The organism is Sphingobium algorifonticola, assembly GCF_004005485.1.
GTDB classification, from domain to species: Bacteria; Pseudomonadota; Alphaproteobacteria; order Sphingomonadales; family Sphingomonadaceae; genus Sphingobium; species Sphingobium algorifonticola.
Map to the genome: position 1 here is coordinate 381103 of NZ_RZUL01000003.1, position 15897 is coordinate 396999.

General features: G+C 64.7%; 16 protein-coding genes. 12 read left to right on the top strand and 4 right to left on the bottom strand.

Features of this window, described 5'->3' with window-relative positions; all coding sequences use genetic code 11:
• The first annotated feature begins 213 nt into the window (after nucleotides 1–213).
• From purB to ENE74_RS10935, 9 genes are all read left to right on the top strand, one after another.
• Entirely contained in the window at nucleotides 214–1530 is a 1317-nt protein-coding gene (gene purB / locus ENE74_RS10890) for an adenylosuccinate lyase (RefSeq protein ID WP_127690958.1), read from the top strand.
• 76 nt (nucleotides 1531–1606) lie between these two features.
• On the top strand, nucleotides 1607–1927 hold the full coding sequence (locus tag ENE74_RS10895; protein WP_127690959.1) for a lipopolysaccharide assembly protein LapA domain-containing protein: 321 nt from the start codon (nucleotides 1607–1609) through the stop codon (nucleotides 1925–1927).
• Entirely contained in the window at nucleotides 1924–2598 is a 675-nt protein-coding gene (pyrF, locus tag ENE74_RS10900) for an orotidine-5'-phosphate decarboxylase (protein ID WP_127690960.1), read from the top strand. The genes ENE74_RS10895 and pyrF overlap by 4 nt, the downstream gene beginning before the upstream one ends.
• A 183-nt stretch (nucleotides 2599–2781) precedes the next feature.
• Nucleotides 2782–3423, top strand: coding sequence for a phosphoribosylanthranilate isomerase (locus ENE74_RS10905; RefSeq protein ID WP_127690961.1), 642 nt, complete (start codon nucleotides 2782–2784; stop codon nucleotides 3421–3423).
• The gene (trpB, locus tag ENE74_RS10910) at nucleotides 3420–4670 is read left to right on the top strand and encodes a tryptophan synthase subunit beta (protein ID WP_127690962.1); all 1251 of its coding nucleotides are present in this window, start codon (nucleotides 3420–3422) and stop codon (nucleotides 4668–4670) included. Before ENE74_RS10905 ends, trpB begins: the two co-directional genes overlap by 4 nt.
• 132 nt (nucleotides 4671–4802) lie before the next feature.
• Nucleotides 4803–5615, top strand: a complete 813-nt coding sequence (gene trpA / locus ENE74_RS10920; protein ID WP_127690964.1) for a tryptophan synthase subunit alpha — start codon at nucleotides 4803–4805, stop codon at nucleotides 5613–5615.
• A complete protein-coding gene (accD, locus tag ENE74_RS10925) occupies nucleotides 5612–6463 on the top strand; it encodes an acetyl-CoA carboxylase, carboxyltransferase subunit beta (RefSeq protein WP_127690965.1) in 852 nt (283 codons plus the stop codon). The genes trpA and accD overlap by 4 nt, the downstream gene beginning before the upstream one ends.
• Before the next feature lie 130 nt (nucleotides 6464–6593).
• Complete coding sequence (locus tag ENE74_RS10930) at nucleotides 6594–7913, top strand: bifunctional folylpolyglutamate synthase/dihydrofolate synthase (RefSeq protein WP_127690966.1); 1320 nt, start codon at nucleotides 6594–6596, stop codon at nucleotides 7911–7913.
• A 181-nt stretch (nucleotides 7914–8094) separates the two neighbouring features.
• Nucleotides 8095–8445, top strand: coding sequence for a DUF6628 family protein (locus ENE74_RS10935; protein ID WP_127691177.1), 351 nt, complete (start codon nucleotides 8095–8097; stop codon nucleotides 8443–8445).
• Here the strand turns inward: ENE74_RS10935 and ENE74_RS10940 are convergent.
• The 3 genes from ENE74_RS10940 to ENE74_RS10950 all read right to left on the bottom strand — a co-directional run bounded on the left by ENE74_RS10940 (nucleotide 8430) and on the right by ENE74_RS10950 (nucleotide 11099).
• Complete coding sequence (locus ENE74_RS10940; RefSeq protein ID WP_127691176.1) at nucleotides 8430–9746, bottom strand: AmpG family muropeptide MFS transporter; 1317 nt, start codon at nucleotides 9744–9746, stop codon at nucleotides 8430–8432. The genes ENE74_RS10935 and ENE74_RS10940 overlap by 16 nt on opposite strands.
• A gap of 99 nt (nucleotides 9747–9845) precedes the next feature.
• Nucleotides 9846–10556: a DUF1223 domain-containing protein gene (locus ENE74_RS10945; RefSeq protein WP_127690967.1), complete on the bottom strand. Its 711-nt coding sequence runs from the start codon at nucleotides 10554–10556 to the stop codon at nucleotides 9846–9848.
• 57 nt (nucleotides 10557–10613) lie between these two features.
• Nucleotides 10614–11099: a response regulator gene (locus ENE74_RS10950; protein WP_127690968.1), complete on the bottom strand. Its 486-nt coding sequence runs from the start codon at nucleotides 11097–11099 to the stop codon at nucleotides 10614–10616.
• A gap of 194 nt (nucleotides 11100–11293) precedes the next feature.
• Between ENE74_RS10950 and ENE74_RS10955 the strand changes: the two genes are divergently transcribed.
• A complete protein-coding gene (locus tag ENE74_RS10955; protein WP_127691178.1) occupies nucleotides 11294–12325 on the top strand; it encodes a pseudouridine synthase in 1032 nt (343 codons plus the stop codon).
• Nucleotides 12322–12864 (top strand): 16S rRNA (guanine(966)-N(2))-methyltransferase RsmD, encoded by a 543-nt coding sequence (gene rsmD, locus ENE74_RS10960; RefSeq protein WP_127690969.1) that lies wholly within the window; start codon nucleotides 12322–12324, stop codon nucleotides 12862–12864. Before ENE74_RS10955 ends, rsmD begins: the two co-directional genes overlap by 4 nt.
• Before the next feature lie 136 nt (nucleotides 12865–13000).
• Here rsmD and ENE74_RS10965 read toward each other — a convergent pair whose 3' ends face one another.
• Nucleotides 13001–13411, bottom strand: coding sequence for a Fe-S oxidoreductase (locus ENE74_RS10965; RefSeq protein ID WP_164847451.1), 411 nt, complete (start codon nucleotides 13409–13411; stop codon nucleotides 13001–13003).
• A 174-nt stretch (nucleotides 13412–13585) separates the two neighbouring features.
• On the opposite strand from ENE74_RS10965, the gene ENE74_RS10970 reads away from it, so the two are divergent.
• Complete coding sequence (locus tag ENE74_RS10970; protein WP_127690971.1) at nucleotides 13586–15892, top strand: ATP-dependent helicase; 2307 nt, start codon at nucleotides 13586–13588, stop codon at nucleotides 15890–15892.
• The last annotated feature ends 5 nt before the right edge of the window (nucleotides 15893–15897 follow it).

Here is a 15897-nt window from a genome sequence, read left to right on the forward strand (position 1 = left end):
TGGGGAAAGCATCCAGTTTGCATGGTGACAACCGGTTGAAAACAGGCTTCGTTCCGCTTTCGGAAGTGATGGAACTTCGGCCTGTCGTCCGAAAGTTGCGATTCATCCGCAAATATCCCGCATCCTGCGACGAGCCGTTGCGCGGCGGCACAATTGCCCGCTGCCGACGGGGCTGCTAGGCGGCGCGCATCCCTTTCCAGACAGGATTCGCTTATGGTTCCGCGTTATGCCCGCCCCGAAATGACTGCGATCTGGGATGCGGAAAGCCGCTTCAGGATCTGGTTCGAAATCGAGGCGCATGCGACCGACGCGCTGGCGCAACTCGGTGTGGTGCCGACGTCGGCGGCCAAGGCACTTTGGGACTGGTGGGCGACCAACCCGGTGATCGATGTCGCCGCGATCGACGCGATCGAAGCCGTGACGAAGCATGACGTGATCGCTTTCCTGACGTGGGTCGCCGATAACGTCGGCGAAGATGCCCGGTTCATGCATCAGGGCATGACCTCCAGCGATGTTCTCGACACCTGCCTTGCGGTGCAGCTTGCCCGCGCGTCTGACCTGCTGATCGCCGATCTCGACCGGCTCCTTGACGTCATCAAACGCCGGGCTTTCGAACACCGGCTGACGCCCACAATCGGGCGCAGCCACGGCATCCATGCCGAACCGGTGACCTTCGGCCTCAAGATGGCGGAAGCCTATGCCGAGTTTTCGCGCTGTCGCGCGCGCCTTGTCGCCGCGCGCGCGGAAGTGGCGACCTGCGCGATCTCGGGCGCGGTCGGGACGTTCGCCAACATCGATCCCCGTGTCGAGGCGCATGTCGCCGCAAAGCTGGGCCTGACGGTCGAGCCGGTGTCGACGCAGGTCATCCCGCGCGATCGCCATGCCATGTTCTTCGCGACATTGGGCGTCATCGCCTCGTCGATCGAGCGGCTCGCCGTCGAAGTGCGGCATCTTCAGCGTACCGAAGTGCTGGAGGCGGAGGAATATTTCTCGCCCGGCCAGAAGGGATCGAGCGCCATGCCGCACAAGCGCAATCCGGTGCTCACCGAAAATCTGACCGGCCTGGCCCGCATGGTCCGCGCCTATGCCTTGCCCGCGATGGAAAATGTGGCGCTGTGGCATGAGCGCGACATCAGCCACAGCTCGGTCGAACGCTATATTGCGCCCGATGCCACCATCACGCTGGATTTCGCGCTTGCGCGGCTGACCGGGGTGATCGACAAGCTGCTTGTCTACCCGGAACGGATGATGCGCAATCTCGACAAGATGGGCGGCCTGGTCCATTCGCAGCGCGTGTTGCTGGCGCTCACGCAGGCGGGGGTGAGCCGCGAGGACAGCTATGTTTATGTCCAGCGCAATGCCATGAAAGTCTGGGAATCCGATGGCGCTCTTTCGCTGCTGGATCTGCTGAAAGCCGATCCCGACGTTACCGCCGCCCTTCCCGCCGCGACGATCGAGGAGAAGTTCAACCTCGATTATCATTTCAAGCATGTCGATACCATCTTCGCCCGGGTCTTCGGTACGGTTTGAGGCGGGCGTCCCGGCAGGGGTGGAACCTTTGCCCGAAATCCCCTAGACTTGCCCCGAAACAGCAAGAGGGTAGCCGATGCAGTTCCTGAAAACCGCCTTCTGGGTGGTCGTCGCGGTCGCGCTGGCGCTGTTCTGCAAGGCGAACTGGGCCTCGGTGCCGGTCAAGCTCTGGGGTGATCTGGTCGCCGACGTCAAATTGCCGATTTTGATGGGCCTTGCCTTCCTGCTTGGTGCCGTGCCGCTCTGGATCGCCCTGCGCGCTACCCGCTGGAGCATGCGCCGTCGGCTCGAAGCCTCGGAAAAGGCGCTGGCCAACGCGCTTGCTGTCTCCGAACCGGGGCTGACCCGTGCTGCGCTGCCACCTGAAACCCCGGACATCGTTGCTACCCCGTCATGAGCAGCCCCATTTATATCGCAATCGATACGCCGCATCTGGACAAGGCGCTTGCCATCGCCGGTCAGGTCCGACGGCATGTCGGCGGGCTGAAGCTCGGCCTGGAGTTTTTCTGTGCCAATGGCCATCATGGCGTGCATGAAATGGGGAAGCTTGGCCTCCCCATCTTCCTCGATCTCAAGCTGCACGACATCCCCAATACCGTGGCAAAGGCGGTGCAGGCGTTGCATGTGCTGGAACCCGCCGTCATCACTGTTCACGCGGCAGGCGGTCTGGCGATGCTGGAGAATGCGAAAGCCGCGGCCGGTCTGCGCACCAAAGTGGTGGCCGTCACCGTGCTGACCAGCCTTGACGACAATGACCTGTCCGACATCGGCGTCAGCACGAAGGCGCAGGATCAGGTGGCGCGCCTTGCCAATCTGGCCCGCAGCGCAGGGTGCGACGGCATCGTATGTTCGGGGGAAGAAGTCGCAGCCGCCAAGCGTGCCTGGCACGACGGTTATTTCGTGGTGCCCGGTGTTCGCCCGGCCGGTGGCACATTGGGCGACCAGAAACGGGCCGTGACCCCGCGCGAGGCGCTGGATCGCGGCGCCTCCATGCTCGTCATCGGCCGCCCGATCACGCAGGCCGTTGATCCTGATCTGGCGGCGCGCGAGATAGAGGCGACGTTGTAACCTCTGCAAATCCTTATCCGTTCGTTTCGAGCGCAGGTTCGAGCCTGTCGAGAACCGAGTCGAGAATGCCGAATGTGCGGTTTCTCGACGGGCTCTTCTCGACTTCGCTCGAAGCTGCTCGAAACGAACGGTTTGCTGATGTGCGGAGTTGGCCGTTCCAGCCAACCCGTCTAAACCCCGCCGATGTCCCGACTCGCCACCAAGATTTGCGGCCTTTCGACCCCCGAAACGCTGGACGCGGCCCTTAAAGGCGGGGCCAGCCATGTCGGTTTCGTCTTCTTCCCCAAAAGCCCGCGTCATCTCGATTTCGACCGCGCGATCGGCCTCGCCAGCAGGGTGCCGCCGCATGTCACCGGCGTTGCAGTCATGGTCGATCCCGATGACGCTTTCCTCGCGCAGGCCGTGGCCTCGGGCGTTGGCGCAATCCAGCTTCACGGCAAGGAAACCCCCGATCGCGTCGCCGCCGTGCGGACGCGCTTCGGCCTGCCCGTCTGGAAAGCCGTTTCAGTCAAGACCAGCGCCGATCTTGACACCGGTCGCGCCTATGTCGGGGCGGCCGACCTTCTGTTGTACGATGCGAAAACGCCGGAGGGCGCGGCGTTGCCCGGCGGCATGGGCCTGCGCTTCGACTGGAGGCTGCTTTCCGCCTTTGATCCGCCGTTGCCCTGGGGTCTTTCCGGCGGGCTGGACGCCGACAATGTCGCCGAAGCGATCGCCATCACCTGCGCGCCGCTGGTCGATGTGTCGTCCGGCGTGGAAAGCGCACCGGGCATCAAGGATGTGGACAAGATCGCCGCCTTCTGCAAAGCGGTTTCCCGATCATGACCCAAGCCAGCACCACTCCGCTCGCCAACAGCTTCCGCGCGCAGCCCGACGAAAATGGCCATTTCGGCCAGTTTGGTGGGCGCTACGTCGCCGAGACGCTGATGCCCCTCATCCTCGATCTCGACCGCCATTATCGTGCGGCGATGGCCGACCAGGCCTTCCATGACGAGTTCGACTGGCTGATGAAACATTATGTCGGCCGTCCGAGCCCGCTTTATTATGCGCAGCGGCTGACCGAGACGCTGCGCGAAAGCGCGCCCGAAGGCAGAGGCGCGCAGGTCTGGTTCAAGCGCGACGAGCTGAACCACACCGGCGCGCACAAGATCAACAACTGCATCGGCCAGATCCTGCTGGCCAAGCGCATGGGCAAGACGCGGATCATCGCCGAGACCGGCGCGGGCCAGCATGGCGTTGCCACGGCCACTGTCGCCGCGCGTTTCGGCCTGCCCTGCGTCATCTACATGGGCGCGCGGGACATCGAGCGTCAGCAGCCCAATGTGTTCCGCATGAAGCTGCTCGGCGCCGAAGTCGTGCCCGTGCAAAGCGGCGCAAAAACGCTCAAGGATGCGATGAACGAGGCGCTGCGCGATTGGGTCGCCAATGTCCACGACACGTTCTACATCATCGGCACAGCCGCCGGACCGCACCCCTATCCCGAACTGGTGCGGGAGTTCCAGTCGGTGATCGGTCGCGAGGCGCGCGAACAGATACAGGAATTGGCCGGACGCCTGCCCGACCTGCTGGTGGCGGCGATCGGCGGCGGATCGAACGCCATCGGCCTGTTCCATCCGTTTCTCGATGATGCAGACGTGGCCATGCTGGGTATCGAGGCGGCCGGTCATGGCATCGAGACGGGTGAACATGCCGCCTCTCTTGCGGGCGGGACGCCGGGCATCCTGCACGGCAACAAGACGTTCCTGCTGCAGGACGCCGACGGACAGATTGCCGAAGCGCACAGCATATCGGCGGGTCTCGATTATCCTGGCATCGGGCCGGAGCATAGCTGGCTGAAGGATATCGGCCGGGTGCAGTATGAATCGGTGACGGATACCGAGGCGCTGGATGCTTTCCAGCTCCTCTGCCGTACCGAAGGGATCATCCCCGCGCTCGAACCCGCCCACGCCATTGCCGCCGTCGCGCGCAAGGCCCGCGCAATGAACCGCGACCAGATCATCCTCGCCAACTTGTGCGGCCGTGGGGACAAGGACATTTTCACTGTCGCCGATGCGCTGGGAGTGGCGATGTGATACAAAAGAAAACTGCTATGCCGTTCGCCCTGAGCTTGTCGAAGGGTGTTCCTGAGCGCAGCGAAGATACTTCACTTCGTTCAGTAGGAGGCTTCGACAGGCTCAGCCCGAACGGACTTGGGCTTATCCAAAATGACTGACCGCCTCGCAACCCGCTTCTCCAAATGCCGCGCCGAAGGGCGCGCCGCGCTTGTCACTTTCGTGACGGCGGGCGATCCGACGCCCGGCGACAGTGCCGCCATCCTCGATGCGCTCGTCGCGGGCGGTGCGGACATCGTTGAGCTTGGCATGCCGTTTACCGATCCGATGGCGGACGGCCCCGCGATCCAGCTTGCCAATCTGCGCAGCCTCGCCGCGGGCACGAAAACCAGCGACATTCTCGCCATCGCCGTGGCATTCCGCCAGCGCCATCCTGATGTGCCGCTGATCATGATGGGCTATGCCAATCCGATGATCCGGCGCGGTGCGGACTGGTTCGCGACAGAAGCGGTGAAGGCAGGCGTCGACGGCGTGATCTGCGTCGACATCCCGCCGGAAGAAGACCAAGAACTCGGCCCTGCCCTGCGTGCTGCCGGGCTGCACCTTGTCCGTCTCGCTACGCCGACCACCGATGCCGCGCGCCTGCCTGCCGTGCTACATGGGGCCAGCGGCTTCCTCTATTATGTGTCGGTCGCCGGGATCACCGGCAAGCAGCAGGCGCAGCAGGCCAGCATCGAAAATGCCGTCGGAAAGCTGAAAGCTGCAACCGACATTCCCGTCGCCGTGGGCTTTGGCGTCCGCACGCCGGAGCAGGCCGCCGCCATCGGGCGCGTGGCGGACGGGGTGGTGGTCGGATCGGCGATCGTCGATCTCGTCGGCTCGCACGGCCATCAGGCCGCGCCTTTCGTTCAGGACTATGTGGCATCGCTCCGCGCGGCGCTCAATACAGCGGAAACCGTCGCATGAGCTGGATCAATCGCGTCCGCAACGCCATCCCCTTCATCGCGCGCAAGGCGGAGACGCCGGACAATCTCTGGCACAAATGCGGTCATTGCGGACAGATGATCTTCAGCCGGGAGTGGGAAGAGAATCTGTCGGTCTGTCCGAAATGCGACCATCACGGACGCATTGGCCCCGCGGCGCGCTTCGCGCAGCTTCTCGATCCCGGGCATGTCGTGCTGGCCACCCCGCATGTGCGCGAAGACCCGCTCAAGTTTCGCGATTCGAAGAAATATGCCGATCGCATCAAGGCGGCACGTACCGCCACCGGAGAAAGCGACGCGCTTATCAATGCCCGCGGCGCGATCGAAGGTCAGCCCGTCGTGCTGGGGGTTCAGGATTTCGCCTATATGGGTGGATCGATGGGCATGGGTGTCGGTGCGGCCTTTGTTCAGGGGGTGGAAGAGGCGATTGCCCTGCACGCGCCCTATGTCATCCTGACGGCCGCGGGCGGCGCGCGGATGCAGGAAGGCATCCTTTCCCTCATGCAGATGCCGCGCGCGACCGTTGCCATCCGCAAGCTGCACGATGCGGGCCTGCCCTATATCGTGGTGCTGACCGATCCGACGACCGGCGGCGTCACCGCCAGCTATGCGATGCTGGGCGACATCCAGATCGCCGAACCCAATGCCCTGATCGGCTTTGCCGGCCAGCGCGTGATCGAGAACACGATTCGGGAGAAGCTGCCCGAAGGGTTCCAGCGCGCCGAATATCTGCTGGAACACGGCATGATCGACATGGTCGTCCACCGCCGCGACTTGCGCGCCACGCTGTCGCAGGTGGTCAGCTATCTCGCCCCGGCAAAAGCGGCGTAACGCGATATTCCCTCTCGCCTTCAGGGGAGAGGGTTAGGGAGAGGGGCATGCACGCTGTTCCACACTGTTGTCCTTGCCGGATATATTTCCCCTCTCCCCGGCCCTCTCCCCTGAAGGGGAGAGGGAGATAATGCCTGACAACGCCACCTCCACCGATCCCGCCGTACAGGCGCAACTCGACCGCCTGTGGTCGCTGTCGCCCGGCGCGGACATATTGGGGCTGGAGCGGATCACGGCGCTGCTCGGCCGGATCGGCAATCCGCATCTGGCACTGCCGCCGGTGTTCCATGTCGCTGGCACCAACGGCAAGGGATCGACCTGCGCCTTTCTGCGCGCCGCGCTGGAGGCTGACGGCCGGACCGTTCACGTCTTCACCTCGCCCCATCTTGTCCGCTTTAACGAACGCCTCCGCATCGCGGGGACGCTGATCGGCGACGCACCGCTGGCATGCTATCTGGAGGAAACGCTGGATGCGGCGGGCGACATCGGCGCCAGTTTTTTCGAAGTCACCACCGCCATCGCCTTCCGCGCCTTTGCCGAACAGGAAGCCGACGCCTGTATCATCGAAGTCGGTCTTGGCGGCCGTCTCGACGCCACCAACGTGCTGCCCCGTCCGGCGGTGTGCGGCATTGCCCAGCTTGGCCTCGACCATCAGGCGTTCCTGGGGGACAGCCTGCCGCAGATCGCCGCGGAAAAGGCAGGCATTGCCAAGCCCGACGTGCCGCTCGTCACCGGCCGCTATCCCGATGCCATAGCCACCGTGATCGCAGGAGCCGCAGGCACTGCGGGCGCACCCTGGCATCCCATGGGGCGGGACTGGGATGCTGCCGTCTATCGCGGTCGGCTGCACTATCGCGATGCGCTCGGGCGTCTCGACGTGCCGCTGCCGCGCCTGCCCGGCCCGCATCAGCCGATGAATGCCGCGCTCGCCATTGCCATGCTGCGCCATCAGGACATATTGACGGTCAGCGAAGCGGCGCTGAAAGCCGCACCACTCTGGGCACAGTGGCCGGCCCGGCTGCAAAAAATGGAGCGCGGCCCGCTTTTGGCCGCTCTCCCGCCCGATTGCGCCGTATGGCTCGACGGGGGCCATAATGCCGACGCCGGCGCCATGCTCGGCGCATTTCTGACGAACCATCTGGCCGCCGGTGACGAGGCCGCACTGGTCGTGGGCATGCTCGCCAACAAGGATATCGATGCGTTCCTCGCGCCCATGCGTGGCCGGATCGCCCATATCCATGCCCTGCCCGTGCCCGGTCACGACTGCCACCCGCCCGAACGCTTCGCCGCCATCGCACAGCAATGGGGCATAGTCAGCAGCGCGCATGCCGACATCGCAGAGGCAATCGCCGCCATTGCCGCCACCCCGGTTCGGACCGAAATTCTGATCGCCGGGTCACTTTATCTCGCCGGTGATGTGCTGCGCCGAAACGGCCAGATACCGGATTAGCCACTGATCAATTATTGCGATTGACTCGCAATAGCTAATCTATATCCTGCCCTGACATTGCAGGAGAGCCGCCATGCCCCATGTTCCGCCCCGCCCCCGCGCACCCGTCGCCGATCTTGCGCCGGATCGTCCGACGGCTGCCACGACCGGCAGTCGCTTGTTCCTCTTCACGTTGCGCCGGATGGCATCGGCGGGTGTCGACGATGCCCATGCCGCCAACGCCCTGCTCGGCCATTTCGGCAAAAGCTATCGCCGCCCGCTCATCCTGATGCGCGCGATGATGCTGGAACTGTCGCGCGCGTCGCATCGCCGCATCAGCGTCGCTGCGTGCTGCTGCACCCGGATCACGCCGGACGAGGCACGATTGCTGGAAGCGGTTGCCACGGCGCAGACGACGCCGCATGCGGCTTACGAAAGACTTGCCGTCGCACTCGACAGCCCGGCCGCACTTGGCGCGCTCACCTGCGCGCAGGCTGTGGCACAGAGCTTTTCCGACCTTGGTCGGCCGATCGCCCTTTATGCGGGCGACTGAGGGGCGGGCGCTTCCGTCCCCGCCGTCCCCACGCTTGCGTCGATCAGCCCCGCGCGCATCATCAGCCAGAACAGCGCAATGCCCGGCACCGCCAGCGCCGTCGTTAGCAAGTAAAAATCGACATAGCCGAAGCGTTCGATCAGCGCCCCCGCACTGGTGCCGGTCAGCACCCGTCCGACAATGCTCGCCGCCGCCGAAATCAGCGCATATTGCGCGGCGGTGAAACGCAGGTCGCACAAGGCGGAGAAATAGGCGATCACCGTCACGCCGCCGATGCCGCTCGCGAAGTTTTCAAAGCCGATCGCGCCTGCCATCCCCCAGTTGCTGTGCCCCACCGACGCTAGCGCCGCAAAGCTGAAGTTGGAAACGCCCATCAGGATCAGACTGATCAGCACCGACCGTTTCATCCCCAGCCGCGCATACAGGATGCCGCCCACGAATATGCCGATCAGATAGGCCCAGAAGCCGATGCCGATGTCGTAGATGGCAATTTCATCGTTGGTGAAGCCGAGGTCGTCGAACAGCAGCCGGAACGTCAGATTGGCTAGCGTGTCGCCGATCTTGTGCAACAGGATGAACAGGAGCACGAGAAACGCACCCTTGCGCCGGAAAAACTCCGTCAGCGGCCCCGTGATCGACTGCATCACGGCACCCACCGCGCGCCGTTCGGCCGGATCGCGGTGCCGCGCCGGTTCACCCAGCAGCAGCCCCGTCAGCATCGCAGGCAGCGCAAACATCGCGCAGGCGAGATAGGCGCCTTGCCAGCCGATACGGTCCGCCAGCACCAGCGCCAGCGCGCCTGCCGCGACTGATCCGATGCGCCAGCCATATTGAGTCATGCCCGATCCCACGCCCAGTTGTTCGGGCTTGAGCAATTCGATGCGATAGGCATCGATCACGATGTCGTAGGTCGCCCCGGCAAAGCCGACGAGGATTGCGGCATAGGCCGTCGCGATCAGGCTGGCACTCGGATCGACCAGCGCCAGATTGGCCACGGCCGCCATCACCATGACCCCGGCCAGCAGCAGCCAGGACACGCGCTTGCCCAGCCGCCCGATCAGCGGGATGCGCACGCCGTCCACGACCCAGGCCCACAGCCATTTGAGGTTATAGACAAGGAAAGCCAGGGTGAAGGCGGTAACCGCTTTCTTGTCGATCCCGTCCTGCGCCAGGCGGGTCGTCAGCGTCGCACCGATCATCGCATAGGGAAAACCGGACGACATACCGAGGAAGAAAGCCGCAACCGGTGCAGTCTCGGTATAGGGCCGCACCACTGCCGGCACATGCCGCCGCCACCCCATGCCTTCGTCTGCCGTCGTCATATGCGCTGCGATCCCCGTTCTCGGAACGGAGACCCTAGTCAAAATGCGCGGCCTGACCAGCCCTTACCGATACAGCCCCTACAGATAGTGCGCCGCCACTATCGCCCCCGGCCCCGGTCGCTGCACGATCACGGCATAGCGATCCGCGCCGCGCACCCTCAGCGCCGATGCAGGCACCGCAAGGCGCGCGGCACCCCCGTTCCAGCGACCGATCACCCGCTCGTCCAGCACGACATTATGGTAGCGCACGGTGCGACCGCCATTCTCGCCCCGGCCGATCCGCACGTCGGCCTGCGCCTTGAGGGCAACGAGCTTGACCTCGGTTGCCCCGCCGCTGCCACCGCGCAGTTGAACAATGCGGCCGCCGCCATCTTTCACGACATCCAGCGTCGAGATGGGCTTCGCACGATCGATCAGCCAGGCGACACCGCCCCGGTTGGACCCGACCGCCGCATCCCCGCCCTGCACCACGATCTGCGGCGTATAGACGCCTGCCCCGCGCAGTTGGCGTGCCGCATAGCCGTTCTGCAACTGCGTGTTGGCGGTGCGACCCAGCGTATCCTTCCATCCCAGCCGGTCCCAATAAGTGACGGGACGCGTTAGCGCGACGAGATCGGGGCGCGCCGCCAGCGTACCCATGAAGGCATCGGCAGGCGGGCAGGACGAACAGCCTTGCGACGTAAACAATTCGACGACGACCGGGGCCTTTGCAGGCAATGGCCGCTGCGCCGCACCGATCGCAACGAAGGCAACGACAGCGCCGAGCAGTAGGCGTGACGGGAGAAACATGGCGGGATAGCTCCTGAAAAGCGATTATCCAGCCATACGCATTAGCCTACCGTCGGGTTACGCGTCGACACCGGGCCGATCGCCCTCACCCGTCGCCGGTGGCCCGGTGAAAAGGCTCAGCCCGGGCGGCAGCCGCCGGAGCCGCTTCTTGCCGCGTATCAGCATGTCCACTGCCTCGATCGAGGCCAGCAAGTCGCGTTGCGAATAGGGTTTGGCGAGGCAGCCATAGGCCAGATGACGGGCATGGAGCGGGCAGGCGCCCGTGACGAACAGCACCGCAATGCCGCGTTCCTGCGCAACGGCCGCCACCGCAACGCCATCCTCCTGCCCCGCCAGATGGACGTCGGCGATGACGAGGTCCACCGCTTCCTGGGCGATCAGGGCGACGGCATGCGCATGGCTGTCCACGGTGCCGACCACGGTATAGCCCGCGCCGATCAGGAAATGCTCGTTGTCGAACGCCACCAGCGGCTCATCCTCGACCACGAGGATGCGGCGGATCGCCTTGCGGCTTTTCCCGATTGTGCCTTTCCCGAAAAACATTTGCCGATTTGCCCCGTTTCCGTCATCACGCGCTCCATGCACCGCGGCATGTTCAAGGATGTGACGCAGACCCTGTAAACATCTTGCGACCGATCGAAGTTGCATATGTGACACATCGGCCGCTCGCGTCACCCGCAAGGTGCCACGGTTCATCCAATTCGCACATTTGCCGTGCCGACGAAAGGAAGCTCTTTCTGCCACCGCCCAAGAAAAACACCTCCGGCACCGGGGGTCGTCGGCCGCCCGGCGGCCCGGGACGCGGCGCGCGCCCCGCTGGCCAGGGCGGCAAAGCCGGCACAGGCACGGGCACTGGTACCGGCGCTGTGCGCGGACGGGGCTTTGCGCCGCGTGGCGCAGCCAGCGCCGGACCGGCCAAGCCGAAACCCGCATTCGCCAAACCCGGCCCGCCAATGCCATCGCGTGCCAAGGTGGCCCGCGCCACCCCCACTGCCGAGCATCCCGCCAATCCGCACCCGGCCCGCGCGGCCGCGAAAGGGTCAAAAGAGCCGCAGCGGATCGCCAAGCTGCTCGCCCGCGCCGGTGTCGCCTCCCGCCGCGAGATCGAGCGGATGATAGACTATGGCCGCATCGCCCTCCACGGCGAAGTGCTCACCACGCCCGCCACCTTGCTCACCTCGCTTCAGGGTGTGACGGTCGACGGCAAGCCCGTCGATGCCCCCGAGCCGACACGGCTGTTCCTCTTTCACAAGCCTGCGGGTTTCATTACGGCGGAGCGCGATCCCAAGGGGCGCCCCACCATCTACGACCGGCTGCCCGATGGCCTGCCGCGCGTGATGCCGATCGGTCGCCTCGACATGAATACAGAGGGGCTGCTGCTGCTTACCACCGACGGCGAGTTCAAGCGGCAGATGGAATTGCCTTCCACCGGCGTCGAGCGCAGCTATCGCGCGCGGGCGCACGGCACCGTCAGCCAGGCTCAGCTTGAGGACCTTGCGATGGGCGTCGAGATCGAGGGTATTCGCTACGGCCGTATCGACGCCAATCTGGAACGGCGGACCGGCACCAACCAGTGGATCGAAATGACCCTGACCGAAGGCAAGAATCGCGAAGTGCGCCGGGTGCTCGAATATCTCGGTGTCGAAGTGAACCGCCTCATCCGCACCCGCTACGGCGTGTTCGAACTGACCGATCTGCCAATTGGCCAGGTCTATGAAGTGCCGCAGCATGATCTGGTGGCGTTCCGCAAGACGCTGAAAAAGGCATGAGGATCATTGCGGGCCAGTGGCGCGGCCGCCCGATCGCCGCGCCCAAAGGCGACACGACGCGCCCGACCGCCGATCGCACGCGCGAGGCCCTGTTCTCGATGCTCACCAGCCGCCTGGGCAGTTTCGAGGGGATTACCGTGGCCGACCTGTTCGCCGGAACGGGCGCGCTCGGGCTGGAGGCGCTGTCGCGCGGCGCGGCAAGCTGCATTTTCGTGGAGCAGGACAGGGCCGCCGCAGACATACTGCGCGCCAACGCCGCCAAGCTCGGCATCCAAGCCGACATCCGCCAGACCTCGGCCCTGTCGCTCGGCAGCGCGCCGGTTCCGCTCGATCTCATCCTGATGGACCCGCCCTATGGCACCGGCGCCGGCGCGGTGGCACTCGACAAGCTCGCGCGCCTCGGCTGGATCGGCCCGGCAAGCTGGGTAACCATCGAGACCGACCGGCGCGAGGATGTGGCCGTGAAGGGGTTCGAGGCGGAAACCGTCCGCGACATCGGCAAGGCGCGCATCCATCTGCTGCGGATGGTTCAGACTTAGGGAATCCTGCGTTACAAAGGTCGTTCGCCCTCAGCTTGTCGAAGGGCGGAACGGGGCAATTATAACTGCATCGTATCACCCAAAAAAGGGGCGGCCCTCGCAAGACCGCCCCATCCTTCGGACCCTTCGAAAAGGCTTACCGTTTGCGCTTCATCTTCCGGGCATCCGCCGGATTGATGCAGCTATCCTGCACGGTCCGGCTGCACACCGGATAGTCGGCGCGCGGCGCAGGTGGCGGCGTCGCATTGCCGCCCATCACCACGGGATTGGCGGACGTGCCGACCGGTGCTGCGGGGTTCGCAGGCGCATTGGGATCGGCGGGAATCATGCCGGGGTTGGCAGGAACCGTGCCCGTTGTCTGTCCGGCATTCGGATCGGAGACCGGGGGTTCGGCGGGCATCGGCCCGGTCTGCGGCATCTGCTGCGGTCCCATATCATTGGGCGGCGGGGGTGCCTCGGTCGGCGCGGGCGGCTGCGCCATGTCCTGCGCAATGGCAGGCGCTGCCAGCGCAAGCGTCGCCGCGCCTATCAGCATGGAAATCTTCATGTCGGTCATCCTCTTTCCGAACGGACAGTGTGGCCTCAACAGGCCATCACGTCCGTCGTTCCCGTGACGTCATGCCTTCGCGACAGGCCGTGCGCGGGGTGATGCCAGTTGAAGCGATACCACCGACCGCATTGCCGCTTGCCCCTGTCGCCCCCGTTCCCTAATTGTTCAGTCATGCAATCCCCCGACCAAGCACCCGACGCGCGTACGCCCTCGCCGCATGATCCCCCCTATCTGCGCGGCCTCAACCCGCCTCAACGCGAGGCGGTGCTGACGACCGAAGGGCCGCTGCTGGTGCTCGCAGGCGCGGGTACGGGCAAGACGGCGGCGCTGACAGCCCGTCTAGCGCATCTCATCGCTACCCGCCGTGCCTATCCCTCCGAAATCCTTGCCGTCACCTTCACGAACAAGGCAGCGCGCGAAATGAAGGAACGTGTTGGCCGCATGATGGGCGGGCCACAGGGTAGCGCAGAGGGCCTGCCCTGGCTCGGCACCTTTCACGCGATCGGCGCAAAAATGTTGCGCCGTCATGCCGAACTGGTCGGTCTGCAAAGCAATTTCACGATCCTCGATACCGACGACCAGTTGCGCCTGTTGAAACAGCTAATTCAGGCGGCGGACATCGATGAGAAACGCTGGTCCGCCCGCCAGCTGGGCGGCCTCATCGACCGCTGGAAAAACAAGGGGTTGGTGCCGCACGACATCGACGCAGGTGAAAGCGAAGCCTTTGCCAACGGCAAGGGTCAGCAACTCTATGCCGCCTATCAGGCGCGCCTGCTCGCGCTCAACGCCTGCGACTTCGGCGATCTGCTGCTGCATATGCTCACCCTGCTCAAGACCGACAGGGAGGTGCTGGCGCACTATCAGCAGCGGTTCCGCTACATCATGGTGGACGAATATCAGGATACGAACAGCAGCCAGTATCTCTGGCTCCGCCTGCTCGCGCAGGAACGCAAGAACATTTGCTGCGTCGGCGATGATGACCAGAGCATCTACAGCTGGCGCGGCGCGCAGGTGGAAAATATCCTGAAGTTCGAAAAGGATTTTCCGGGCGCGAAGATCGTCAAGCTCGAACAGAATTACCGCTCGACCCCGCATATCCTCGCGGCCGCCTCCGGCGTGATCGCGGAAAATGGCGGTCGGTTGGGCAAGACGCTTTGGACCGACGAAGCGGATGGCGAGAAGGTCCGCATCATCGGCGTCTGGGACGGGCCGGAGGAAGCCCGCCGCGTCGGCGAGGAAATCGAAAATCATCAGCGTTCGGGCGGCACGCTCGATGATGTCGCCATCCTCGTCCGCGCCCAGCACCAGACGCGCGAGTTCGAGGACCGCTTCATCCAGATCGGCATGCCCTATCGCATTGTCGGCGGCTTCCGCTTCTACGAGCGGGCAGAAATTCGCGATGCGCTCGCCTATCTGCGCCTCGTCAATCAACCCGCCGACGATCTGGCGTTCGAGCGGATCGTGAACGTCCCCAAGCGCGGCCTGGGCGACAAGGCGGTCGAGAAACTCCACCGCCTTGCCCGCGCGGACCGCACCCCCCTCACGCTTGCCGCCGCGCGCATCCTCGACACCGACGAGCTGACGCCGCAGGCGCGCCGCGCGCTCGGCAATTTCGTCGGCGATCTTGCCCGCTGGCGCGACATGGCAGGGCAGCTCCCGCATCCCGAACTTGCCCGGCAGATCCTTGACGAAAGCGGCTATACCGCCGCGCTTCAGGCCGAACGCTCGACCGAAGCCGCCGGTCGCCTCGAAAACCTGACCGAACTCGTGCGGGCTATGGAGGAATATGAGACGCTGGGTGCCTTCCTGGAGCATGTCAGCCTCGTCATGGACAATGAAGCGCAGGCGGAAGCGCGCAAGGTCACGATCATGACCATCCACGCGGCCAAGGGTCTGGAATATGATACGGTGTTCCTGGTCGGGTGGGAGGAAGGCATTTTCCCCTCGCAACGCGCGCTCGACGAAGGCGGCATTGCAAGCCTGGAGGAGGAGCGGCGGTTGGCCTATGTCGCCATCACCCGCGCCCGTCGTCGCTGCATCATCCTTCATGCCGCGAATCGGCGCATTTATGGCCAGTGGACCAGCTCCATCCCGAGCCGTTTCGTGGGCGAATTGCCCAAGGCGCATGTCGATGAGGAAAGCAGCCTGACCGGCGGCGCATCGCTGTGGCGCGCCAATTGGTCGGAACGGGACGATCCCTTCGCCGATGTCGCCCGCGGGTCGGGCCGCGGCCCCGGCTGGGCGCGCGCCGCGACTGCGGGACAATTTGTCAGCGAACCGGCGCGCATTGTCGAGGCACGCGGCTCAGCCGTCTCGATCGGCAACAAGGGGCGCAGCGACATCGCGCTTGGCCTGCGCGTGTTCCACCAGAAGTTCGGCTATGGCATCGTTGCCGAAATCGAAGGCAACAAGCTGGAAATCGATTTCGAGACCGCCGGGCGCAAAAGGGTGATGGACACCTTCGTCAGCCTCGGCTGACCAGT